The organism is Marinicrinis sediminis (genome assembly GCF_042685085.1).
GTDB classification, from domain to species: domain Bacteria; phylum Bacillota; class Bacilli; order Paenibacillales; family KCTC-33676; genus Marinicrinis; species Marinicrinis sediminis.
Genome location: NZ_JBHUMM010000012.1, coordinates 38068 through 58822, shown reverse-complemented (window position 1 = coordinate 58822; position 20755 = coordinate 38068). Strand labels below are relative to the sequence as shown.

25 protein-coding genes, 1 pseudogene and 1 riboswitch are annotated in these 20755 nt (G+C 48.2%); of the genes and pseudogenes, 24 read left to right on the top strand and 2 right to left on the bottom strand.

The genetic code is table 11. The features are described 5' to 3' along the window. Positions 1 to 62: 62 nt before the first annotated feature. The 8 genes from tmk to rsmI all read left to right on the top strand — a co-directional run bounded on the left by tmk (position 63) and on the right by rsmI (position 5736). On the top strand, positions 63 to 701 hold the full coding sequence (gene tmk / locus ACFSUC_RS08095; protein ID WP_379929047.1) for a dTMP kinase: 639 nt from the start codon (positions 63 to 65) through the stop codon (positions 699 to 701). A gap of 149 nt (positions 702 to 850) precedes the next feature. Beyond that, a complete protein-coding gene (locus ACFSUC_RS08090; RefSeq protein ID WP_379929036.1) occupies positions 851 to 1180 on the top strand; it encodes a cyclic-di-AMP receptor in 330 nt (109 codons plus the stop codon). Between the two features lie 132 nt (positions 1181 to 1312). Next, positions 1313 to 1756, top strand: coding sequence for a YaaR family protein (locus ACFSUC_RS08085; RefSeq protein WP_379929035.1), 444 nt, complete (start codon positions 1313 to 1315; stop codon positions 1754 to 1756). Between the two features lie 24 nt (positions 1757 to 1780). Beyond that, entirely contained in the window at positions 1781 to 2761 is a 981-nt protein-coding gene (gene holB / locus ACFSUC_RS08080) for a DNA polymerase III subunit delta' (RefSeq protein WP_379929034.1), read from the top strand. A gap of 1 nt (position 2762) precedes the next feature. Beyond that, a complete protein-coding gene (locus tag ACFSUC_RS08075; protein WP_379929033.1) occupies positions 2763 to 3572 on the top strand; it encodes a PSP1 domain-containing protein in 810 nt (269 codons plus the stop codon). A 28-nt stretch (positions 3573 to 3600) separates the two neighbouring features. Beyond that, positions 3601 to 3954: a DNA replication initiation control protein YabA gene (gene yabA / locus ACFSUC_RS08070; protein ID WP_379929032.1), complete on the top strand. Its 354-nt coding sequence runs from the start codon at positions 3601 to 3603 to the stop codon at positions 3952 to 3954. Between the two features lie 106 nt (positions 3955 to 4060). Then, a complete protein-coding gene (locus tag ACFSUC_RS08065) occupies positions 4061 to 4816 on the top strand; it encodes a tRNA1(Val) (adenine(37)-N6)-methyltransferase (protein WP_379929031.1) in 756 nt (251 codons plus the stop codon). After that, positions 4813 to 5736: a 16S rRNA (cytidine(1402)-2'-O)-methyltransferase gene (rsmI, locus tag ACFSUC_RS08060; RefSeq protein ID WP_379929030.1), complete on the top strand. Its 924-nt coding sequence runs from the start codon at positions 4813 to 4815 to the stop codon at positions 5734 to 5736. Before ACFSUC_RS08065 ends, rsmI begins: the two co-directional genes overlap by 4 nt. 92 nt (positions 5737 to 5828) lie before the next feature. Here the strand turns inward: rsmI and ACFSUC_RS08055 are convergent, their stop codons facing one another. Continuing rightward, positions 5829 to 6101: an AbrB/MazE/SpoVT family DNA-binding domain-containing protein gene (locus tag ACFSUC_RS08055; protein ID WP_379929029.1), complete on the bottom strand. Its 273-nt coding sequence runs from the start codon at positions 6099 to 6101 to the stop codon at positions 5829 to 5831. Positions 6102 to 6434: 333 nt separating this feature from the next. On the opposite strand from ACFSUC_RS08055, the gene ACFSUC_RS08050 reads away from it, so the two are divergent. The 15 genes and pseudogenes from ACFSUC_RS08050 to ACFSUC_RS07980 all read left to right on the top strand — a co-directional run bounded on the left by ACFSUC_RS08050 (position 6435) and on the right by ACFSUC_RS07980 (position 19645). Then, complete coding sequence (locus tag ACFSUC_RS08050) at positions 6435 to 7664, top strand: HD domain-containing protein (RefSeq protein WP_379929028.1); 1230 nt, start codon at positions 6435 to 6437, stop codon at positions 7662 to 7664. A gap of 17 nt (positions 7665 to 7681) precedes the next feature. After that, on the top strand, positions 7682 to 8452 hold the full coding sequence (locus tag ACFSUC_RS08045) for a TatD family hydrolase (protein WP_379929027.1): 771 nt from the start codon (positions 7682 to 7684) through the stop codon (positions 8450 to 8452). 180 nt (positions 8453 to 8632) lie between these two features. Next, positions 8633 to 8817, top strand: a riboswitch (cyclic di-AMP (ydaO/yuaA leader). Positions 8818 to 9091: 274 nt separating this feature from the next. Continuing rightward, a complete protein-coding gene (locus ACFSUC_RS08040) occupies positions 9092 to 10225 on the top strand; it encodes a 3D domain-containing protein (protein WP_379929026.1) in 1134 nt (377 codons plus the stop codon). A gap of 157 nt (positions 10226 to 10382) precedes the next feature. Then, positions 10383 to 10955 carry a ribonuclease M5 gene (gene rnmV / locus ACFSUC_RS08035; RefSeq protein ID WP_379929025.1) on the top strand — a complete coding sequence of 191 codons (573 nt, stop codon included), beginning with the start codon at positions 10383 to 10385 and terminating at the stop codon, positions 10953 to 10955. Next, a complete protein-coding gene (gene rsmA / locus ACFSUC_RS08030) occupies positions 10948 to 11835 on the top strand; it encodes a 16S rRNA (adenine(1518)-N(6)/adenine(1519)-N(6))-dimethyltransferase RsmA (protein ID WP_379929024.1) in 888 nt (295 codons plus the stop codon). Before rnmV ends, rsmA begins: the two co-directional genes overlap by 8 nt. Before the next feature lie 173 nt (positions 11836 to 12008). Beyond that, positions 12009 to 12872, top strand: a complete 864-nt coding sequence (gene yabG / locus ACFSUC_RS08025) for a sporulation peptidase YabG (protein ID WP_379929023.1) — start codon at positions 12009 to 12011, stop codon at positions 12870 to 12872. Between the two features lie 139 nt (positions 12873 to 13011). Next, complete coding sequence (gene veg / locus ACFSUC_RS08020; RefSeq protein ID WP_379929022.1) at positions 13012 to 13287, top strand: biofilm formation stimulator Veg; 276 nt, start codon at positions 13012 to 13014, stop codon at positions 13285 to 13287. A 143-nt stretch (positions 13288 to 13430) separates the two neighbouring features. Then, positions 13431 to 13604: pseudogene (locus tag ACFSUC_RS08015) on the top strand (small, acid-soluble spore protein, alpha/beta type); the annotation flags it as partial. A gap of 204 nt (positions 13605 to 13808) precedes the next feature. Then, positions 13809 to 14663 carry a 4-(cytidine 5'-diphospho)-2-C-methyl-D-erythritol kinase gene (gene ispE, locus ACFSUC_RS08010; protein ID WP_379929021.1) on the top strand — a complete coding sequence of 285 codons (855 nt, stop codon included), beginning with the start codon at positions 13809 to 13811 and terminating at the stop codon, positions 14661 to 14663. Positions 14664 to 14785: 122 nt separating this feature from the next. Continuing rightward, positions 14786 to 15616: a pur operon repressor gene (gene purR, locus ACFSUC_RS08005; protein ID WP_379929020.1), complete on the top strand. Its 831-nt coding sequence runs from the start codon at positions 14786 to 14788 to the stop codon at positions 15614 to 15616. A 5-nt stretch (positions 15617 to 15621) separates the two neighbouring features. Further along, positions 15622 to 16014, top strand: coding sequence for a RidA family protein (locus ACFSUC_RS08000; protein WP_379929019.1), 393 nt, complete (start codon positions 15622 to 15624; stop codon positions 16012 to 16014). Positions 16015 to 16128: 114 nt separating this feature from the next. After that, positions 16129 to 16416 carry a septation regulator SpoVG gene (gene spoVG, locus ACFSUC_RS07995; protein WP_379929018.1) on the top strand — a complete coding sequence of 96 codons (288 nt, stop codon included), beginning with the start codon at positions 16129 to 16131 and terminating at the stop codon, positions 16414 to 16416. Between the two features lie 140 nt (positions 16417 to 16556). Beyond that, entirely contained in the window at positions 16557 to 17939 is a 1383-nt protein-coding gene (glmU, locus tag ACFSUC_RS07990) for a bifunctional UDP-N-acetylglucosamine diphosphorylase/glucosamine-1-phosphate N-acetyltransferase GlmU (protein WP_379929017.1), read from the top strand. A 65-nt stretch (positions 17940 to 18004) separates the two neighbouring features. Then, positions 18005 to 18955, top strand: a complete 951-nt coding sequence (locus tag ACFSUC_RS07985) for a ribose-phosphate diphosphokinase (RefSeq protein ID WP_379929016.1) — start codon at positions 18005 to 18007, stop codon at positions 18953 to 18955. A gap of 60 nt (positions 18956 to 19015) precedes the next feature. Beyond that, positions 19016 to 19645: a 50S ribosomal protein L25 gene (locus ACFSUC_RS07980; RefSeq protein ID WP_379929015.1), complete on the top strand. Its 630-nt coding sequence runs from the start codon at positions 19016 to 19018 to the stop codon at positions 19643 to 19645. 119 nt (positions 19646 to 19764) lie between these two features. Here the strand turns inward: ACFSUC_RS07980 and ACFSUC_RS07975 are convergent, their stop codons facing one another. Beyond that, positions 19765 to 19971, bottom strand: coding sequence for a hypothetical protein (locus ACFSUC_RS07975; protein ID WP_379929014.1), 207 nt, complete (start codon positions 19969 to 19971; stop codon positions 19765 to 19767). Positions 19972 to 20177: 206 nt separating this feature from the next. Here ACFSUC_RS07975 and pth point away from each other — a divergent pair, with 206 nt between their 5' ends. Further along, positions 20178 to 20738, top strand: a complete 561-nt coding sequence (gene pth, locus ACFSUC_RS07970) for an aminoacyl-tRNA hydrolase (protein WP_379929013.1) — start codon at positions 20178 to 20180, stop codon at positions 20736 to 20738. The last annotated feature ends 17 nt before the right edge of the window (positions 20739 to 20755 follow it).

Below are 20755 nucleotides of genomic sequence, written 5' to 3'. Positions count from 1 at the left end.
AACCATCCATGAAACCACCACTCACACACCTGTGTACCGATAAGCATCAACCGTCATCTCGTTTGCCTGGCACCTTTTTGACCTTCGAAGGAGGAGAAGGAGCCGGAAAAACAACGGTAATCGAAGCGATAGCAGCCTGGTTGAAGGCGTCTGGCTATGAAGTAGTCACCACCCGCGAGCCAGGGGGCATACAGATCGCGGAGAAAATTCGCAGCGTCATTTTGGACCCGTCACACACCAGCATGGAGGAACGTACAGAAGCGCTGCTGTATGCCGCTGCACGCAGACAGCATCTGGTGGAGAAGGTGACCCCTGCACTGGAAGCAGGCCGCATCGTGCTCTGTGATCGATTTATTGACAGCAGTCTAGCCTACCAGGGCTATGCACGAGGGATCGGGATCGAAGAAATCTGGAACCTGAACGCTTTTGCGATCGGAGATCGAATGCCTGAGCTTACTTTCCTACTGGACATAGACCCTCATATCGGACTACAGCGTATCTATCAGAATAATGAGCGGGAAATCAATCGCCTGGATATGGAGAAACTGGACTTTCACGAGAAGGTCAGGGAAGGATACCGCAAACTCGCCACACGATTCCCGGAGCGCATCGTCGTTGTGGATGCCAGTCAGGATGTGGAGGGTGTCCTTCAGACTATCCAACACGTGATAAAAACACGAATGAATCTGAAATCTTCCTAAAATTCTCTTTCACAAAAGGGTCATAATTGCTTATGATAGAAATAAAGAGAGAAACCCTGTGCAAGCGCTTTCGACATGCTGGCTTCGGCAAGCCACTCGAAGTGTGCGAAAACCGTGAAGATTAGCTATAATAAAGGGAGGTGCCGATGATGAAAATGATCATGGCCGTCGTACAAGACAAAGACAGCGGGAAATTGGCAAGTGCGCTCGTCAAGGCAGGCTATCGCGCAACAAAGCTGGCGAGTACAGGTGGATTCTTGAAGGCAGGCAACACCACGTTTATGATCGGAACGGAAAATGACAAAGTCGAAGATGTTTTCCGGATTATTCGTGAAAACTGCAAGATTCGAGATCAACTGGTTACCCCTGTGTCACCTGTAGGGGGCACGACGGATTCGTACATTCCATTCCCGGTAGAGGTTCAAGTGGGCGGCGCAGCTGTGTTTGTCATTCCGGTTGAGCGGTTTGAGCATTATTAGCACCTCTGGCCGGAGCCGTTCATTCCAGGTCTGCTTGAACGAGGGAAGGCCCGCTTGCAAGCTGTGCGAATGCCTCTGAATTGCCTGAGGAATGCCGAATGATCCAACCTGCATGGAAAGAAGGAAGCTGCTGTGAAAATTAACCCTGGTTTTCAGCCTGTACGCAACATTCAGAAAAATGATGCAGGCGGCACCCCGAGTACCCAACAAAATCAGTTTTCAGATACCATGCGACAGCAGCACCAGCAAGCGACGCAGCAGCAACTGAAGCAAATGCTGGATCAAGTACAACAGCAAGGTGAAAGATTGCTAAAATCGATGACCGTGCGGGAACTTCGGCAATACAAGCTGCTCGTCAAACGATTCTTGGAGGAAACCGTACGCCGGGGAGTGGGATTGAAGGAAACCCGGGGCTGGGATCGCAGAGGACGGGGCAAGAAATACAAGATCCTGGAAGAGATCGATCAATATTTGCTGGAAATGGCCGATGAACTGCTAGAGGCCGAGAATGGCAAGGTAGAACTGCTAAACCGGGTAGGCGAGATCAGAGGCCTGCTGATCAATCTATGGTTTTAATGAAGAAAAGGGAGTTTAATATACATGTCTTTTCAAGAACTGCAAGGGCAGGATATGGTGAAACAGCTTTTGCAAAGCGGGTTGCGGAAAAACCAGCTTTCGCATGCATATTTATTTATCGGCCCTTCAGGGACAGGGAAACGGCAAGCGGCAGTCAGTTTGGCCCAGGCCGTTTTTTGTTTGAATCAAATAGAAGATGCTTGCGGCACATGCATTGAATGCCGAAAAGTAGCCCACGGGAATCATCCGCGTCTTTTCATGCTGGAGCCGGAGGGAACGGCAATTAAAATCGACCAGATTCGAAAGCTGCAACGCGAATTCTCGCTCAAGACAGGTGACAAGCGAAAGATTTATGTCATCGAGCAGGCCGAGAAAATGACCGTAGAAGCTGCAAACAGCTTGCTGAAGTTTCTGGAGGAGCCCGCTTCGATGGTGACTGCTGTGCTTATTACGGAAAATGGACAGGCTGTATTGCCGACCATTCGATCCCGTACACAGCCGGTACCGTTTTCGCCACCCTCTCCACAAAGTTTGTTCATGCAGCTGAAGCAAGAGGGATTTGGGGCTCTTGATGCCAAGCTGGCCGTTCATTTGGCTGCAGGTGTACAAGGAGCCAGAGAATTGATCCAAGGAAATGGATTTGCAGAATGTAGAAACGTAGTGATACAATTGGCTAAGGAATGTGTTACGGCACCCTTTGCCAGTGCAAGCCTGACGATTCAGCAAAAGATTGTCAAAGCCGCACTGACAGATCACATTCCACTGATGCTGGACATGCTGTTGCTATGGTTTAAGGATATGCTAAGAGCGCAGGCTGGAGCGGAAGCAGACCGAATCATTTTCGAGGATGAATCGGACTGGATTCGTCAGCATGCCCGATATATGGATACGTCAAGAATGGTCAGGTGGATGGAGGAAACTGTCGAAGCCAAGCGGCAGCTACGCTCGCATGTGAGTCCACAGCTCGTACTTGAGCAGTTATGTGTCAAAATAAAGGGGGAGTAGAATGTATAGTGTTGTCGGCGTACGCTTTAAGAAGGCCGGCAAAGTCTACTATTTCGACCCTACAGAGCTCCAGATTGAGAGAGATCACCATGTCATCGTTGAGACCGCTCGCGGGGTTGAATACGGCAAGGTGGTTGTAGGGAAAAAACAGGTAGATGAGTCGGATGTGGTTCTCCCCTTGAAAAAAGTCATTCGCATTGCAGATCTGAAAGATGCAAATGTCGTTGAGGAGAACCGACACGCAGCGAAAGATGCTTTTCAAATTGGTTTGGATAAAATACGTCAGCATAAGTTGCAGATGAAACTGGTTGATGTTGAATATACATTTGATCGCAACAAAGTGATATTTTACTTTACGGCAGAAGGCAGAGTCGATTTTAGAGAATTGGTCAAGGATCTGGCGAGTATCTTCAGAACCAGAATTGAGCTCAGACAGATCGGGGTCCGTGATGAGGCGAAAATGCTTGGAGGCATTGGACCTTGCGGTCGTCCGTTATGCTGCTCGACCTGGCTTGGCGATTTCGAGCCCGTGTCCATCAAGATGGCCAAAGATCAGAATCTGTCCCTTAATCCGACCAAAATATCAGGATTGTGCGGTCGATTGATGTGCTGCCTGAAGTATGAGCATGATAATTATGAAGAAGCCAGAGAAAAAGAAGAGATGCCGTCCATTGGCAGCCTGGTAGTGACTTCATTGGGTGAAGGAAAAGTTGTTTCGGTTCATCCCAAGGAACGAACTGCCTCCATTCAAATCTTCGAGCTGAAGAAAAATGTGAAACTGCCATTTGATGATGTAGCCTTGCAAGAGTAACCGTTAGACAAACACTGAGGTGAAGTTCGTGGTCAAGAAAGACATGTATTCGGAACTTTCACATATGGAAGAACAGTGGGTGCATCTGTTGGAACAATTCTCAGGAATGAAACAGAAAGTAGCTGCGTTGGTGGAGGAGAACAAGCGACTTAGCATCGAAAATCAACAGCTTCGCCGTCTCTTGAAAGAATCCCAGCCTGAACAGGAAGATGGGAACGAAGAGCAGCCTCAATCCCCACACGAGCAAGCCGGATATGTAGGAGAAGGATACGATAACTTGGCTCGTCTGTATGCGGAAGGCTTCCATATTTGTAACTTGCATTATGGTCAATTGCGCACCGAAGGAGATTGCTTATTTTGCCTGTCCTTTTTAAATAAATAGTCCCTTCACATTGATTGAAACCGTAGAGATCAGCTCTACGGTTTTTTTCCACCCGTATGACACATCCCCTACAAGATTAAACACGAGGAGAAGGAATGAAACCCGAATGAGAAAAAAAGTACCGCTTCATCCCAACGAAAGAGTAGACGACCTGATCAATCAGGATTTACATATCATCCAGAGTGATGAAGTGTTCAGCTTTTCCATGGATGCCGTCTTGTTGTCCCGCTTCTGTTCGGTTCCTTACCGGGGTCGCATTATGGACTTGTGTACCGGAAACGGGGTCATCCCGCTACTGCTTACAGCTCGTACGAAAGCTTCTGTCACCGCTGTAGAAATACAGGAAAAACTGGTGGACATCGCAAAGCGAAACGTACAGATGAACAACCTCGAGCAGCAGGTTGAAATTATACACGGAGATTTAAGAGAAATGACCACCACATATAACGGCCATTTTGATCTTGTGACCGTTAACCCGCCGTACATGCCCGCCCAGACCGGGGATCAAAATAAGAACAGTCATTTCGCAATCGCAAGACATGAGATTTCCTGTACGCTGGAGGATGTGATCGCAGCCTGTGGTCGAATGGCCAAAAGTGGCGGAAAAGTAGCGATGGTCCACCGTCCTTCGAGAATCATGGATATTTTATTTCTGATGCGCAAATACAAAATGGAGCCAAAGCGCATCCGATGGATTCATCCGAAAAAGGATGCCGAGGCCAATATGGTGCTTATCGAGGCAATCCGCGATGGCAAGCCGGAGGTCAGAGTGCTTCCGCCGCTCATTGTTTATAATGAGCAGCAGCAATATGCCGAAGAATTGATGGAGATCTATTACGGAAAGGGAGAGAGGGAGCAATGAACATTCAAAAAAGCTTTTTGCCGCACCCTGCAGCGCAAGCACATCGCTTGCCAGCTCATAACCCTGCCCCAGCCGAGCTTGAGTATGGCAAACTGTATTTGGTGGCTACCCCGATCGGCAATTTGGAGGACATGACCTTCCGGGCTGTGAATACACTGCATTCCGTCGATTGGATAGCCGCAGAGGATACGAGGCAAACGAAAAAGCTGCTGAATCATTTTGAGATTTCCACCCGTCTTTTTAGTTACCATGAACACAACAAGATGGCCAGCGGAGAACGGATTATCGATCTGTTGAAAGAGGGGCAAAGCGTCGCATTGGTCAGTGATGCCGGAACGCCGGCCGTTTCAGACCCCGGCATGGAGATCGTGGAGGCTGCGCTTGCAGAAGGCTTGTCGGTCATTCCCATACCCGGGGCCAATGCGGCCATCTCTGCCTTGATTGCATCGGGGTTGAACACAAAGGCGTTTACCTTTCTCGGCTTCCTGCCGCGGGAAAAAAAGCAATTGACACAGACGTTGGACCAATGGAAGAATCATACAGAGACGCTGGTGCTGTACGAATCCCCTCATCGCATCAAGAAAACACTGGCGGCCATGTTCGAGGTATGGGGAGATCGCAGAATCAGTTGTGGTCGCGAGCTTACCAAGCGTCATGAGGAATGGCTGAGAGGAACCGTGGCATCCGCCATGGACTACTTTGCAAACCAGCCTCCAATTGGTGAGTTCTGTCTGGTCGTTGAAGGCAATCTTTCTCCAGAAGCCGAGCAAATCGTCGGATGGTGGGAAGGTATGCAAGTTGTGGAACATGTAAAAACATACATGAATCAGGGTCATTCTAAAAAAGAAGCGATGAAGCTGGCGGCAGGAGATCGGGGTGTATCAAAGCGGGATCTGTATGATCAGTGTCATGAACTATAAAAAAAAGACCGCTGTTCGTAAATGAACAGCGGACAAGCAAAAGGAGATATGAAAAGGTTAGAATTAACATATTGGAATAACTCTATTATAACTTATTCTTTCTCATTTGTCATGGAATTATATAAATCAATTAGTTCAGGGATGCAAGACTTGCTGATCATCTTGCCTTTGAAGTAAATAAGCTCGTCTGCATTTCCTGTAAAAATACAAGCAGGCTCATACTTTTTCAGCATAATTCTTTCGCCATCCACATAAATTTCCAACGCGTCTTTTTCCCCGATACCTAGTGTACGGCGAAGCTCGATTGGAATAACAACACGACCCAACTCATCAACCTTACGAACAATACCTGTAGATTTCATCATAGCGAAATGACCTCCTAAATATTTTAAAATGAATCGTCATTATTCGACATAATTTTCGATTCTTATCATACCAACCATTCCCATAACAGTCAATACAATTTGACGCGCGTGAACTTTACTAATGATGCAGTAACGTACCAGCGGTGATTACTACCCCATAATTACACATTAGCTGGATATCATGAAAAATACAAGCAATAGAAAATGGAAGTCAAGATTTTCGGATTCGACAGAACGTGTCGAAAAATATCGCAAAATTGTCGAAAAAAATATAAAAGGGTGCCATTGTATCGAAATCATACTCAAAATGTGTCAGATTGGAGGGGAAGTCAGATGTTAGAAGAGGAAAAAGTTTTCAAAGATCCGGTTCATCGGTATGTGCATGTCCAGGATGAAGTGATCTGGGACCTCATCAATACGAGGGAAATGCAGCGGCTTCGCCGCATTCGTCAGTTGGGAACTTCCTTCTATACGTTTCACGGGGCAGAGCATAGCCGGTTCTCTCATTCCCTGGGTGTATATGAAATTACGAGAAAAATCATTTCACAATTTGAGCGCAATGGTTTTTCCGACTGGCCCACCGAGGAAAGGCTGCTCTGTCTGTGTGCGGCTTTGCTGCATGACATCGGTCACGGGCCATTTTCCCATTCGATCGAATCGGCTTTCGACACCGATCATGAAGAATGGACATGCCGAATGCTCAGAGAGCAGACGGAGGTCAACCAAGTGTTGTCGAAAGTGTCTGCCGATTTCCCCAAGAAAGTGGAGCAAGTCATCTGTAAAACCTATCCCAAAGAAATTGTCGTCAGCCTTATTTCCAGTCAACTCGATGCAGACCGGATGGATTATATTTTGCGAGATGCGTATCATACGGGAGTCAACTACGGAACCTATGATCTGGAGCGCATGATTCGCGTGCTCAGGCCGCATCGCGGACATGTGGTGGTGAAAGAAAGCGGCATGCATGCTGTAGAGGCCTATCTCATGTCCCGGTATCAGATGCATTGGCAGGTGTATTTCCACCCGGTTACGCGCAGCTCGGAAATCATCTTGCGAAAGATGTTCGAGCGTGTCAAATATTTATACCTGAATGGCTACGCATTTGACTTCTTTCCTCATCCACTGGGGGCATTGATTGAAAATCGAATAGAGTCGAAAGAGTATCTACTACTGGATGAATCGTTCATGCAGATGTCTATGATGCAGTGGACCCACGAACGGGACGAGATCCTGGCAGATCTGTGTGATCGCTTCCTTCATCGAAGATTGTTCAAATATAGTACGATGGAGTTACTGGATGAGAGGAAAATTCGAAACATGCGCCAGCAGGTCGTGCAGGCTGGCTATGATCCGCAATACTATCTGGAAGTTGATTTCCCCGCCGATCTCTCCTATGATGTGTATCGAGCCGGGGAGACAGACGGTAAAATTCCCATTTATCTTTGGAATGATCGCGGGAAGCTGATCGAAATCTCGAAAAAATCAGATATCATCCGATCGATCAGCGGCGTTCAGATGGGTACCCATCACCTGTATTATCCCGAAGGGATGTCATTTATCTAATTGAAAAGGAGACGCATATGTTAATCGATACGCACACACACTTGGATGCAGACGCATTTGTAGAAGATCAGGAACAAGTGATACAGCGAGCTCTCGATCAGGGAGTAGAACGGATGATCAATGTGGGTTTTGATCGCAAGACGATTACTTCTACGCTGGAGCTAGCCGAGAAATATGACTTTATCTATGCCGTAATTGGCTGGCATCCCGTTGATGCCGTGGACATGACGGAAGAAGATTTGAAGTGGATCGAACAGCTTGCCACGACACATCCCAAAGTGGTGGGCATTGGTGAAACGGGTCTGGACTATCACTGGGACAAGTCGCCAAGAGCCATTCAGCAGGACGTATTTCGCAAGCAGATTGACCTGGCGAAGCGGATTGGAAAACCGATCATTATCCACAACCGGGACGCCCACCAGGATGTGGTTGATATTCTAAGAGAAGAGAACGCCTCAGAAGTAGGAGGCATTATGCACTGCTATTCTGGCAGCTGGGAAATCGCCAAACAGTGCCTCGATATGAATTTCTATATTTCATTTGGCGGTCCGGTCACCTTCAAAAATGCCAAGCAGCCCAAAGAAGTACTCAAAAAGGTGCCATTGGACCGTTTGCTGGTAGAGACAGATTCCCCTTATTTGACTCCTCACCCCTATCGAGGAAAGCGAAATGAAAGCGGTTATGTGAAGTTGGTGGCAGAGGCAGCAGCAGAGCTGACAGGGAAAACTTTTGATGAAATCATCCGAATAACTGGAAATAATGCCAAAAAAGTATTTGACATCTTTTAAGATTAGTGTTTATTCGAGAGAAAATCAAAGCAATTTCGCAAGAAACAATTCTTCCTCCAGCTTTTTTTTCGATTTTGATCCTGTTTTCAAGTTTTTTTCATAAAATCGCATTTTATTAAACCTTTACAGTCTATCAGAAAGTGCGTAATATTCTTTCTTAGAAACTTCATATGCAATTCCAATTGCACATCGCTTTATTTCCTAATTGGAAAACGGGGGACCCAGATTGAAAACATGGCTGCACATTCGACCGATCGAATTGTGAAGAATGGTATCTTGGGGTGAATTTGATTCCACTCGAATCAATAGGGCATCTCTTGGCCCGAATCCGACAGCTAACCTCGTAAGCGTCTAAGAGAGAACCGCTGCGCATTCACGAAGAGCAAGATAGCTAAAAGCCGCGACCGGACTTCTCCGCACCCGCTGGCTTTTTTTGTTTTGTTCGGGCAAGCAAAGGCAACCCATACAGAGAGCCGAGCTTGAGACAATTGGAATGTAAGAAGGGCCTGCCTCATACAATGTGGAGCATGAGGAGGTTTCCGCCATTACAGGCACTATGAAGAAATTAAAATACAGTCGCGTCAAAACAGTCATCATGGATACACCTACAAGGCGGGACTTTGAAGGAGGGCGAAACACGTGTCGTTTCAATCAAACGAAACCGAACCCGTGAAGCGATCATCCGCAATGTCATTCGCATACCCGTTTACACGCGGAAATAAAAAGTGGTATATGATCATCGGAGCCGCGCTGCTGGCCAGTGTGATCGGCTGGCTGCTATGGTCACAACTGACTGCAGCCAAAACGGTCTATCTCTCCGTAGATGATCAGCCACTAGAAATCAGCACCAAGGCCGAGACGGTAGCAGAGCTGCTGGAAGAGGAAGAACTGGTCATTGGTGAGTTCGATGAATTGAATGTGCCTTTGGAAAAGGAAATCGCGGATGAAGATCACATTCAAATCAAGTATGCTGTACCCATTCAGTTAACGATTGCTGGTGAACAGGAAACTCGTTACACGACGGCGGCTACTGTCGGAGAAGCGCTGGCGGATCTCGGCGTTGCGGTAGATGGGGAGGACAAAATTTTCCCAAGCAAGCTGGAAGCCATCACGCCAGACCAGAAAGTAACCGTCATAGATATTGAGAAGAAAGTCGAAGAACTGGAGGAATCCATTCCTTTTGCCCAGGTGAAGGAAGAGGATCATGCCCTGACCAAAGGCAAGCAGCGACTTGTGCAGGAAGGGAAATCAGGCAAGAAAGTTTCCCAGATTGAGAAAATTTTCGCCGATGGCGAGCAGGTGTCCGAGTCTATTCTGGCCACCTCAGTCGTGGAAGAAGCCATTGATGAGATTATTCAGATCGGGATGAAGAATCCGGTGACGGTACTCTCTGCCACTTCTCCTGCAATTGCAGAAGCCACGATGAACAGCACGACTTTTTCGTACAAGCAAGTATTGAACAACGTGACGCTCACCGCATACGATGCCGGTGTAGGCTCCACAGGTAAAGACAAATCTCATCCACAGTACGGTGTGACGTATACGGGTACGACCGTGGCGGAAGGAAGAACCATCGCTGTCGATCCCAAGGTCATCCCGCTTGGCTGGTGGGTGTATATTGACGGAATTGGCCTCCGAAAAGCGGAGGATACAGGAAGTGCGGTGAAAGGCAAGCATATCGATGTCTATATGGAAAGTGTCGATGAGGCCAAGCAGTTTGGCAGACAAAAGGGATATACGGTCTATGTGATCGGTCCCAAAAAACCATCCTGACACAGAACCGGACATTTTGTTCATGTTTGACTTTATATCGTGCAGCGGACAGGAGAGGTGGATGCACCTCTTCTTTTTTTTGTCGAGAAAGGATATGATGGTACAAGACATTCACCCACTCCTGTTCGTTATGGGGGTGTGGGAAGGGAAGGACATAATGGACAAAATACGGATACAGGAATTTATCGTCGTGGAAGGCAAGGATGATACGAACGCCATCTTGCGGGCCGTTGAGGCAGATACCATTGAAACGGGCGGGTCTGCGCTGAATGCCTCCACCATCGAGACTATCCGCTTGGCCCAGCAGCGAAGAGGCGTGATTATCTTCACTGATCCCGATCATCCGGGCGAGCGTATCCGCAGTCTGATCCATGAACAGGTGCCAGGCTGCAAGCATGCCTTTATTGATATAAAGCGAGCCAAATCAAAAGGAAAGGTTGGCGTCGAGCATGCCGATCCAGAAGCGATTCAGGACGCCCTCCAATCCGTTCATACCATAGCAATTGCGCCTGTAGATGAGGTGTGGACGATTCATCATCTCATGAGAGCGGGTCTGGCAAGCGGGGCTGGTTCGGCCGAACGCCGCAGCCGAATGGGCGAGTTATTGAAGCTCGGCTCCTGCAATGGCAAGCAGTTCCTCAAACGTTGCAACCAGTTTGGCATCACGGTCGATGAATTCGAACAAGCGCTCCGTACAGTGCACAAAGAGGAGGAAGAGCAGCATGGATAAACTGGAGGCGATCGGTTCGCCGTCCTATACCAAGCGTATTCTGAGACAGTACGGACTGAATATGAAAAAAAGTCTGGGACAAAATTTCCTGATGGATCAGAACATATTGCGCAATATTGTAGCCGCTGCGGAGTTGACGCAGGAAAAGGCTGCGCTGGAAATCGGACCGGGGATCGGCGCACTGACAGAAGTATTGGCTCAAAAGGCCGGTAAAGTAGTCGCACTGGAAATCGATCAGAGATTGCTGCCGATTTTGGGACAAACGCTGGCGCCGTATCCGCAGGCCAAGGTGCTTCATCAGGATGTACTGAAAGCGGACCTTCATCAATTGTTTCGCGAAGAATTCGCAACCTGGGGCAAGGTAAGCGTCGTGGCGAATCTGCCCTATTACATTACGACCCCTATCATTATGAAGCTGCTGGAAGCGAAACTGCCATTAGAGCATATCGTGGTCATGCTGCAGAAGGAAGTGGCGGAGAGAATGACCGCCAAGCCGGGCAGCAAAAACTATGGCAGCCTCAGCATTGCCATTCAATATTACTGTGAGACCGAACTCGTCGCCACGGTGCCCAAGACGGTGTTTGTTCCGCAGCCGAACGTCGATTCAGCCGTTATGAAGTTAACGATGCGCAATGCGCCAGCCGTTGAAGTGAGTGATGTTGACCTGTATTTTGAAGTGGTCCAGTCCTCATTTGCTCAGCGAAGAAAAACCATCGCCAACAATCTGGCACAGCGTTTTTTTGGCAAGGACAACAAAGAGCAGCTGTTGGCAATCCTGGAGAGCAGCGGCATCGAGCCAAGCCGGAGAGGCGAGACCCTCACCATGGAGGAATTTGCTGGACTGACGGAACAACTGAAGCCCTTTATCACGAGTCGCTGATCCCCATTCAGGAGCGTGCGGCACCCCTTGCGTACGTCCTGTTCGATCCCGGACTAATTTTAAAACAATCTCAAAGCAATCGTAGACCCATCCCATTCCGATCGTGGACCGTTCGCTGTGACAGGAACCGAACTAGACCTTTGACCATAAGATAGTCGGAGGAGGGATTCGGGATGAAAATAGGGGATTACTGTATACGCAAATCCTATGGCGGCGACGTCATTTTTCGGGTTGAACAGATAGACGGACACATAGCCATTTTAAGAGGGACCGAGTTTCGATTGATTGCGGATGCCCCGTTAACCGATTTGACCGCCGTGGAGGAGCCGAACGAACATCCCGCACATCAGTTCCATGCTCGTTTTGCCGAGGCACGGGAGCAAATGAACCGATTTCGGAAGGATCAGATTGACAAACAGATGCGTACGATGCAGGAAGCCGGAATTGATTCGGAATATTTTGAAGTCCCTGGCAAGGTGCTGCATCTGGACGGAGATGCCAGCTATCTAAGAAAGAGCATGGATCTGTACGGGAAAATGAAGGTGCCGGTCGAAGGGCATTATGTAGCGGAGCGGGAAATGCCTGAAGCGCTTCATCGACTGCTTCCGATGGTGAAACCGGATATCGTCGTCATCACCGGACATGACGGCATGCTCAAAAAGGAACACGCGGAGAGCAAATATCACTTGAACAGCTATAAAAACTCCACCCATTTTGTGAAAGCCATCAAGGTGGCCAGGCAATTCGAGAAGAATCGGGATACCATGACCATTATCGCCGGTGCGTGTCAGTCTCATTTTGAAGCCCTGTTGCAGGCGGGCTCCAATTTTGCCAGTTCGCCGGGACGCATTCTGATTCATGCGCTGGACCCGGTTCAGATTGCCTGCAAGGTGGCCTACACCTCTATACAGGAAAGTGTCAACATGCTCGATGTAATACGCAATACCGTCAGCGGGCTGAAAGGCATGGGCGGGATCGAATCAAGAGGCAGCTATCGAATCGGTCTGCCCAATCTGATGAATGAGTCAGCAGAGTGATTGAAAGCGATTGAAAAAACAGAGAGATTAAGCACTTTTTCCATTGACAAAAACTTTGACTGGCTGATATAATTATTAGCTTGTTTGACATACCGCCCTTTTATCTATATAATGTAGAGGAAAGAGGTGGTACTTAAACATGGCAAAAAACTCTTTAGTTGATATCAAGCGCAGTCTTGAGCCACATGTAGGTTCCAGAGTGCTGCTGAAGGCCAATGGAGGCCGCCGCAAGACCATTGAAAGATCAGGTGTGCTGGAAGAAACCTACCCTTCCGTATTTATCGTGAAGCTGGATCAGGAACAGCATGCGTTTAAACGGGTTTCATATAGTTACGCGGACATCTTGACGGAATCCGTAGAAGTAACAGTTTGCAAGGACGACGGACAGGTTCGGATTTCGCTCGTCCAACATTAAATGGGACGCCCAGGGGTTTCCCGAGATAGGAAAGCAAAAGCAGTGGAGGGATGCTTCCACTGCTTTTGCTTTTGTTGTATAGACGGTGATGTGCCCGCACATACTACAGGGGCACATACTTCTGTCAAAGGGAGATGATGGTGATGGCACGTCGCAGACGAGGCACGATGTCCGAATCATTCAAATATGAACTGGCAAAGGATCTGGGGTTTTACAATACCGTTCAGGAAGAAGGCTGGGGCGGCATCAAAGCCAAGGATGCCGGGAATATGGTGAAACGCGCCATTCAGATGGCCGAGCAAGCTGCGCAGCAGAAGGTCGAACAGCCAAATGGAGCAGGCTATCCGTCTAACGGCATGCAGACGTACGCCAATCCCCAACAGACCTATCCGCCTTACCGGCTAAGAGGCTAGCGTGTGATGGAACAGCTAGGAGCGATGCTCTTAGCTTTTTTTATTGCCATTTGTTATAGTAAGAGTTATATCCAATTGTATGAAGATGGAAGGCAATGGGGGTGCTTCATGAAAATTTATGAGAAAGCTCCGGCAAAAATCAATCTCAGCCTCGATGTATTGCACAAGCGTGACGACGGCTATCATGAGGTGGAAATGATTATGACCATGGTCGATCTGGCAGATCGACTTGAAATGGAGGAGCTCCCAAGAGATACGATCATGATTACCAGTCAGGCTGGCTACATACCACTTGATGAGAAAAACCTGGCCTTTCAGGCTGCCAGGCTGATCAAGGATCGCTATGATGTCAAAAAGGGTGTCTACATTCATTTAGATAAACAAATTCCCGTCGCAGCCGGACTCGCTGGCGGGAGCAGTGATGCGGCCGCTACCTTGCGGGGACTGAATCGGCTGTGGGGTCTGAACATACCGGAACAAGAGCTGCGGAAGCTGGGTGAAGAACTGGGTTCGGATGTTCCGTTTTGTGTGAGTGGGGGAACCGCGCTTGCTAGCGGAAGAGGAGAGAAGCTTACCTATCTTCCTTCGCCTGCCCCCTGCTGGGTCATATTGGCCAAGCCGCCCATTAATGTTTCCACTGCTGAGATCTATGGCGCCTTGAAAGCCGATGAAATTCACCGCCATCCTGATACGAGGCAGATGATCCAATCGATTGAAAATCGTGACTTTGATCAGATGTGCCAGGCGCTCGGCAACGTGCTGGAGGAAGTGACGCTGGAAAGGTATCCTCAGGTCAGGCAGCTCAAGCAAGCGATGCTTCGCATGGGCGCAGAAGGAGTGCTCATGTCTGGAAGCGGACCGACTGTCTTCGGGCTTGTGCAGAAGGAATCGAGAGTTACTCGTATCTATAACGGACTCAGAGGGTTTTGCAAACAGGTGTATGTGGTAAGAATATTAACATAAAACGGAACAAAACCTTGATAAAAAACGTATAAAAATGATATATTTTCTTTAATAGTTCGGAAATGAGCGCCGTGATTCCCGTAATATGCAGGAAAATATCATTTTTAGGGGTATAGATGCCAATGAAAAAATTGAAGAGAAGTTCGCGTTTAATTGATATGACCCAATACCTCATCGCCAGACCCCACACCCTCGTTCCGTTAACGTATTTTGCGGATCGGTATCAGTCTGCCAAATCCTCGATCAGTGAAGATTTGGCGATCATTAAGGAACTGTTCGAAGACGAGGATGTAGGAGAGCTGAACACGCTGGCTGGAGCAGCTGGTGGAGTCAAGTACATTCCGAAAGTATCTGAAACACGTTCATTGCAAATGATCGAAGCGGTATGCAGACAGCTCAGTCAGCCGGAACGAATCCTGCCTGGCGGCTATCTGTATATGTCTGACCTGCTCGGAATGCCGTCCAGTCTGAATGAAGTCGGCAAAATTTTCGCTTCTGCCTTTTCAGGCCGTGAATTCGATTGTGTTATGACCGTAGAGACAAAAGGCATTCCGCTGGCCTATGTCGTCGCTTCCTACCTCAATCTGCCTGTCGTAATCGTAAGACGAGACAACAAGGTGACCGAGGGATCGGCGGTGAGCATTAACTATGTGTCCGGATCAAGCAAGCGAATCCAGACCATGTCACTTGGGCGGCGTGCACTGGCTGATGGTTCCAGCGTGCTGATCATTGATGATTTCATGAAAGCCGGGGGCACCATACGCGGCATGATGGACTTGTTGCAGGAGTTCAATGCGAAGGTTGGCGGTGTAGGTGTGCTGGTGGAGGCAAGGGACGAACAGCAGGAAGAGACGCTTGTTGAGGATTATGTGTCGCTTGCCGTCTTGTCCAAGGTAGATATCAAGAACAGAACGGTTATCGTGAAACCAGGCAATTATTTTGAGAAGGAGTGAGTCATGTGTCCATCCAAACCTTGCATACCGATCAGGCCCCTGCGGCGATCGGCCCTTATTCCCAAGCGGTCATCCACGGAGGACTGCTCTATACGTCCGGTCAAATCCCGCTAGATGCAACAGGGCAGCTGGTGGAAGGCGGGATTACGGAACAGGCGCATCAAGTATTTCGCAACCTGAAAGCCATTCTGGATGAAGCAGGAAGCTCATTTGAGCAAGTGATTAAAACGACCGTATTCATCCAAGACATGAACGAGTTTGCCGCTTTGAATGACGTATACGGCCAATATTTCTCCACACATCGACCTGCCAGATCCACGGTAGAAGTAGCTCGTTTACCGAAAGATGTAAGGGTAGAAATAGAATTGATTTCCTCGATTTCTGTCGAATCTGTTTAAGTAAACTTAAAATCTATAAAATTTTGTATTTTTTTTCGTGATCCTAGAAGGAATTTGCTCTAAATTGTGGAATTATACACCAAGTCTTTTTGATAGGAAAAGGTGGTGAACTTAGTGCAAATTACTGATGTGAGACTCCGCCGAGTCAACTCAGATGGGCGTATGAAGGCGATCGCATCCATCACCATTGACAACGAATTTGTTGTCCATGACATCCGTGTCATCGATGGGAACAATGGAATGTTCGTTGCAATGCCAAGCAAAAGAACTCCAGATGGAGAATTTAGAGATATAGCCCATCCAATCTCTTCTGAAACCCGTGAAAAAATTCAAAGCGCAGTTTTGGCTGAATATGACCGGGCAGCATCCGAAGAAGAAGAGATCATTGAAGAAGGCGCATAACTCGAGTGTAAATGAAGGAGAGCTGTCAAGCTCTCTTTTCTTTTTGTGCAAAGTAAGATATATTCATTAGAGGCATAAAAAAGAGGCATAAAAAGCTGCCATATCCTGCTTAACCAAATATCGCAGGGAGGGTGAAGACAGTGGGTAAAAAAATCGGAATCGTTTTAGCCGCAGGCCAAGGCAAGCGGATGAAATCGAAATTGTATAAAGTGCTCCATCCCGTATGCGGCAAGCCAATGGTGGGTCATGTAGTCGACATGCTCGAGGCTGTTGAGGCAGATCGCAGTGTGGTCGTTGTTGGACATGGCGCAGAGGCGGTACGCAGCTATTTGGATGAGCGCGTTGAATATGTTATGCAGGAACAACAGCTTGGAACCGGTCATGCTGTACTGCAGGCGTCTGAGTTATTGGCGCAGGAAGAAGGCGTCACCTTTGTCGTATGTGGAGATACACCGCTCATTCGGGCAGATTCACTTGAAGCGATGCATCGCTTGCATGTGGAATCAGGCGCGGCTGCAACGATCATGTCCGCGGTGCTGGACCAGCCACAAGGCTATGGACGCATTGTGCGGGACCAACATGATCTCGTGCAGAAGATCGTGGAGCAAAAGGATTGCAGCGAAGAGGAAGCCGCCATTCAGGAGATCAATACCGGCACCTATTGTTTTGACAATCGCAAGCTGTTTGAGGCGCTTGAGCAAGTGACCAATGACAATGCGCAGCAGGAATATTACCTGACCGATGTCATTTCCATCTTGCAGTCGCAGGGGGAGACCATTCAGGCGTATGTGCTGGATGATATCCGGGATTCCATCGGGGTTAACGATCGCGTAGCCCTGTCCCAGGCAGAGCAATGGATGAGACAGCGGATCTGTGAAACCCATATGCGTAACGGTGTAACCATTCAGGACCCGTCCAGTGTATATATTGAGACCGGAGTAGAAATTGGCATGGATACGCAGCTCCTGCCGGGCACGATCATCAAAGCAGGAAGCAAGATCGGGGAACAGTGCGTGCTGGGACCCAATACGGAGATCGACCAGAGTGTGGTCGGCGATGGCTGTGTGATCAAGCAGTCCGTCATTACCGAATCCAGCCTCGGTCATCAAGTACAGGTAGGGCCATTTGCGTATATTCGTCCAGGAAGCACGATTGGCAACAACGTAAAAATTGGCGATTTCGTCGAGATCAAAAAAAGCGTGATCGGGGATGGTTCCAAAGTTCCTCATCTCAGCTATGTAGGAGACGCGGAAGTGGGCAGCGGGGTCAATATTGGCTGCGGAACGATCACGGCTAATTATGACGGGATGAATAAACATGTGACACGCATTGAAGACGGGGCGTTTATCGGAAGTAATTCCAACCTGATTGCCCCAGTCACCGTGGGCAAAAATGCTTACGTAGTAGCAGGGTCCACCATTACACATAATATTGACGAAAACGGGCTGGCGATTGCAAGGGCCAGACAAACTACCAAGCCTGGCTATGCGGAAAAGTTGCGTCAGCGCAAGCAAAAATCTTGAATTCGTCTACCAACATGACCATCGGATCATCGTGATCGGAATCTAATCAATCAGGAGGAACGGCTGTGCCTTACGCAGATTCAAAGTTAAAAGTATTCACCTGTAATTCCAACCCTGGACTAGCAAGAGAAATTGCAAGTGTAATCGATGTACAACTGGGTGATTCCACTGTAGAAAATTTTAGTGACGGTGAAATTCAAATCAATCTCAAAGAGAGTGTACGTGGCGCCGATGTGTTCGTCATTCAGTCCACATCTGCTCCCGTCAACGACCATTTGATGGAGCTGCTCGTGATGGTCGATGCACTGAAGCGGGCTTCCGCCAAGAGCATCAACGTCGTCATTCCTTATTACGGTTATGCCAGACAGGATCGCAAGGCACGCTCCAGAGATCCGATTACGGCGAAGCTCGTCGCCAACCTGATCGAAAAAGCCGGCGCTCATCGCGTCATTTCCATGGATTTGCATGCTACGCAGATTCAGGGCTTCTTCGACATTCCGGTCGATCATTTACTTGGCGTTCCGATCTTGGGTCAGTATTTCAAGAGCAAGCAGCTGGAGGAGATTGTAATCGTGTCTCCGGATCATGGCGGAGTTGTACGTGCGAGAAAGCTGGCTGATTATCTGGCCGCGCCGCTTGCCATTATTGATAAGAGAAGACCAGAACCGAATGTATGTGAAGTGATGAACATTATCGGGGAAGTAGAAGGCAAAACCGCCATCTTGATTGATGATATTATAGATACTGCAGGAACTATCTGCCTGGCCGCGGATGCCCTGAAGGCCAAAGGGGTCAAGGAAGTCTATGCGTGCTGCACCCACCCAGTCCTTTCAGGTCCAGCTATGGAGCGACTGGATCAGGCGGATATTCGGGAAGTCGTTGTAACGAATACGATCTCCTTCGAGAATCGGGAATTGCCTGAGAAGATAAAGGTACTGTCTGTGGCGCCACTGCTTGGCGAAGCCATCGTCCGTATTCACGAAGAGCTCTCCATCAGCAAATTGTTCGAAAATTGATTTGAAACATCCTCGTTCGGGTACATTAATGCGTATACCACGAAATGAGGAGGCCTTCAAATGTCCGTACAACTTCAGGCAGAGAAACGAGATTCCGCGCAAACGGCATCGGAATTGCGACAGCTTCGCAATGCCGGGCATATTCCGGCTGTCGTATACGGCAAGGAATTTGGTAGTGTAGCCATTACGGTATCAGAGCAGGAATTGAACCGCTTGTACCAGTCCAATCCCAATCAGATTGTGGAGCTGGATGTACAGGGCGATGCCGTTTCTGTCCTTCTCCAGGATATGCAGCGTGATGCCTTGCAGAAGCAGATTTTACACGCAGACTTCCATCAGATTCAGATGAATGAACAGGTTCAGGCGGAAGTTCCGCTTATCTTCACTGGAGAGGCCGTCGGGGTGAAGGAAGAGGGAGGTTTGCAGCAGGTTCAGACCCATCAAGTCGTGGTCCGCTGCATGCCAGCCGAGATTCCTGGCAACATTGAAGTACCGATCGATCATTTACATGCCGGTGACCATCTCAGTATATCGGATCTCGAGACTCCACAAGGGGTAGAAATTGAGAATGACCCATCGGAGGTTGTTGTGACGATTCTGACTGCACAGAAACTTGACACCGAGGAAGAAGTTGCCATCGAAGCGAGTAATGAAAACGAGAACGAAGATAGCGAAGAAAAGGCTGAATGAACGTTCGTCGTCAGCGAATCGCATGATGCAGTGAACAGCATGAGGTTATCAAAAAGCTGAGTTCAGCAAAAAAAGGGTTGTTTCTCTGTTTGAGAGAAACAACCCTTACCGTCTATCATCTAATAACCAGGCCGGGAAACAAAATGAAATCGACTTCGGGGATATCTGGTTTGATTGACGATGACATGTGAACCATCATACCTTTCTACGAACCCGATATCATAGTGGGCATTTTCCTCGTAGATTTGGATCGGAACCGCATGCTCGATATGATCCTCAAAATGAATGTCTTCTGTTAAAGCTTGGCCATTATAATACAATCTCATCACCTACTTGTTCATGTTCATTAATAAGACAATTAAGAAAGCCGTTTCGTTTCAGCAGAAACAAAACAAATACTACAAATTTTTCACAAACTTCATGTATTTTCGTACATGCTGTTCTCACAAACGGGTGCCTGCTCAAATGAGAAGCATGCTATTCGGTCACGTGAATGCCAGAAGCAAAGAAATGTTCGAAAGGGGGATATGTGGTGAAGTGGTTTGTAGGATTGGGAAATCCGGGAAAACAATATGCGCCAACCCGCCACAATGTGGGATTTATGGCACTGGATCAATTTGCACAGTCCCATGGGTTGACGTTTACCACGAAAAAATCATTTCGGTCTGAAATCGCAGAAGGAACGATCGCGGGCACCAAGGTCATGCTGATGAAGCCCATGACATATATGAACCTATCGGGGGAAGCCGTGCGAGCTTTTCTAGATTACTATAAAATAGATCTGGATGATTTTATTGTCGTCTACGATGACCTGGATACCGAGCTTGGAAAGATCAGACTGCGATACAAGGGGAGCGCTGGCGGACATAACGGCATTCGATCGATCATTCAGCATACCGGTACGCAGCAGTTCAAGCGTATACGGATGGGGATCTCCAGACCGGCACAAATGACCGTGGTGGATTACGTCCTGTCGCCTTTTGCCAAGGCAGAGCAGGAAGCGTTGCAAATGGCCCTCGATCAATCGGAACGGGCCATGAAAATGATCTTGCAAGAACCTTTTGAGAAGGTGATGGGGCAGTGCAATGGTTAAGTTTGAAATGAAGCCGA

What these genes read in the sequence shown, in the direction of transcription:
- ACFSUC_RS08090 (WP_379929036.1), top strand. Translation starts at nt 851, where the DNA reads ATGAAAATGATCATGGCCGTCGTACAAGACAAAGACAGCGGGAAATTG.
- holB (WP_379929034.1), top strand. Translation starts at nt 1,781, where the DNA reads ATGTCTTTTCAAGAACTGCAAGGGCAGGATATGGTGAAACAGCTTTTG.
- ACFSUC_RS08075 (WP_379929033.1), top strand. Translation starts at nt 2,763, where the DNA reads ATGTATAGTGTTGTCGGCGTACGCTTTAAGAAGGCCGGCAAAGTCTAC.
- ACFSUC_RS08065 (WP_379929031.1), top strand. Translation starts at nt 4,061, where the DNA reads ATGAGAAAAAAAGTACCGCTTCATCCCAACGAAAGAGTAGACGACCTG.
- rsmI (WP_379929030.1), top strand. Translation starts at nt 4,813, where the DNA reads ATGAACATTCAAAAAAGCTTTTTGCCGCACCCTGCAGCGCAAGCACAT.
- ACFSUC_RS08055 (WP_379929029.1), bottom strand. Translation starts at nt 6,101, where the DNA reads ATGATGAAATCTACAGGTATTGTTCGTAAGGTTGATGAGTTGGGTCGT.
- ACFSUC_RS08050 (WP_379929028.1), top strand. Translation starts at nt 6,435, where the DNA reads ATGTTAGAAGAGGAAAAAGTTTTCAAAGATCCGGTTCATCGGTATGTG.
- ACFSUC_RS08045 (WP_379929027.1), top strand. Translation starts at nt 7,682, where the DNA reads ATGTTAATCGATACGCACACACACTTGGATGCAGACGCATTTGTAGAA.
- rnmV (WP_379929025.1), top strand. Translation starts at nt 10,383, where the DNA reads ATGGACAAAATACGGATACAGGAATTTATCGTCGTGGAAGGCAAGGAT.
- rsmA (WP_379929024.1), top strand. Translation starts at nt 10,948, where the DNA reads ATGGATAAACTGGAGGCGATCGGTTCGCCGTCCTATACCAAGCGTATT.
- yabG (WP_379929023.1), top strand. Translation starts at nt 12,009, where the DNA reads ATGAAAATAGGGGATTACTGTATACGCAAATCCTATGGCGGCGACGTC.
- veg (WP_379929022.1), top strand. Translation starts at nt 13,012, where the DNA reads ATGGCAAAAAACTCTTTAGTTGATATCAAGCGCAGTCTTGAGCCACAT.
- ispE (WP_379929021.1), top strand. Translation starts at nt 13,809, where the DNA reads ATGAAAATTTATGAGAAAGCTCCGGCAAAAATCAATCTCAGCCTCGAT.
- purR (WP_379929020.1), top strand. Translation starts at nt 14,786, where the DNA reads ATGAAAAAATTGAAGAGAAGTTCGCGTTTAATTGATATGACCCAATAC.
- ACFSUC_RS07980 (WP_379929015.1), top strand. Translation starts at nt 19,016, where the DNA reads ATGTCCGTACAACTTCAGGCAGAGAAACGAGATTCCGCGCAAACGGCA.
- ACFSUC_RS07975 (WP_379929014.1), bottom strand. Translation starts at nt 19,971, where the DNA reads ATGAGATTGTATTATAATGGCCAAGCTTTAACAGAAGACATTCATTTT.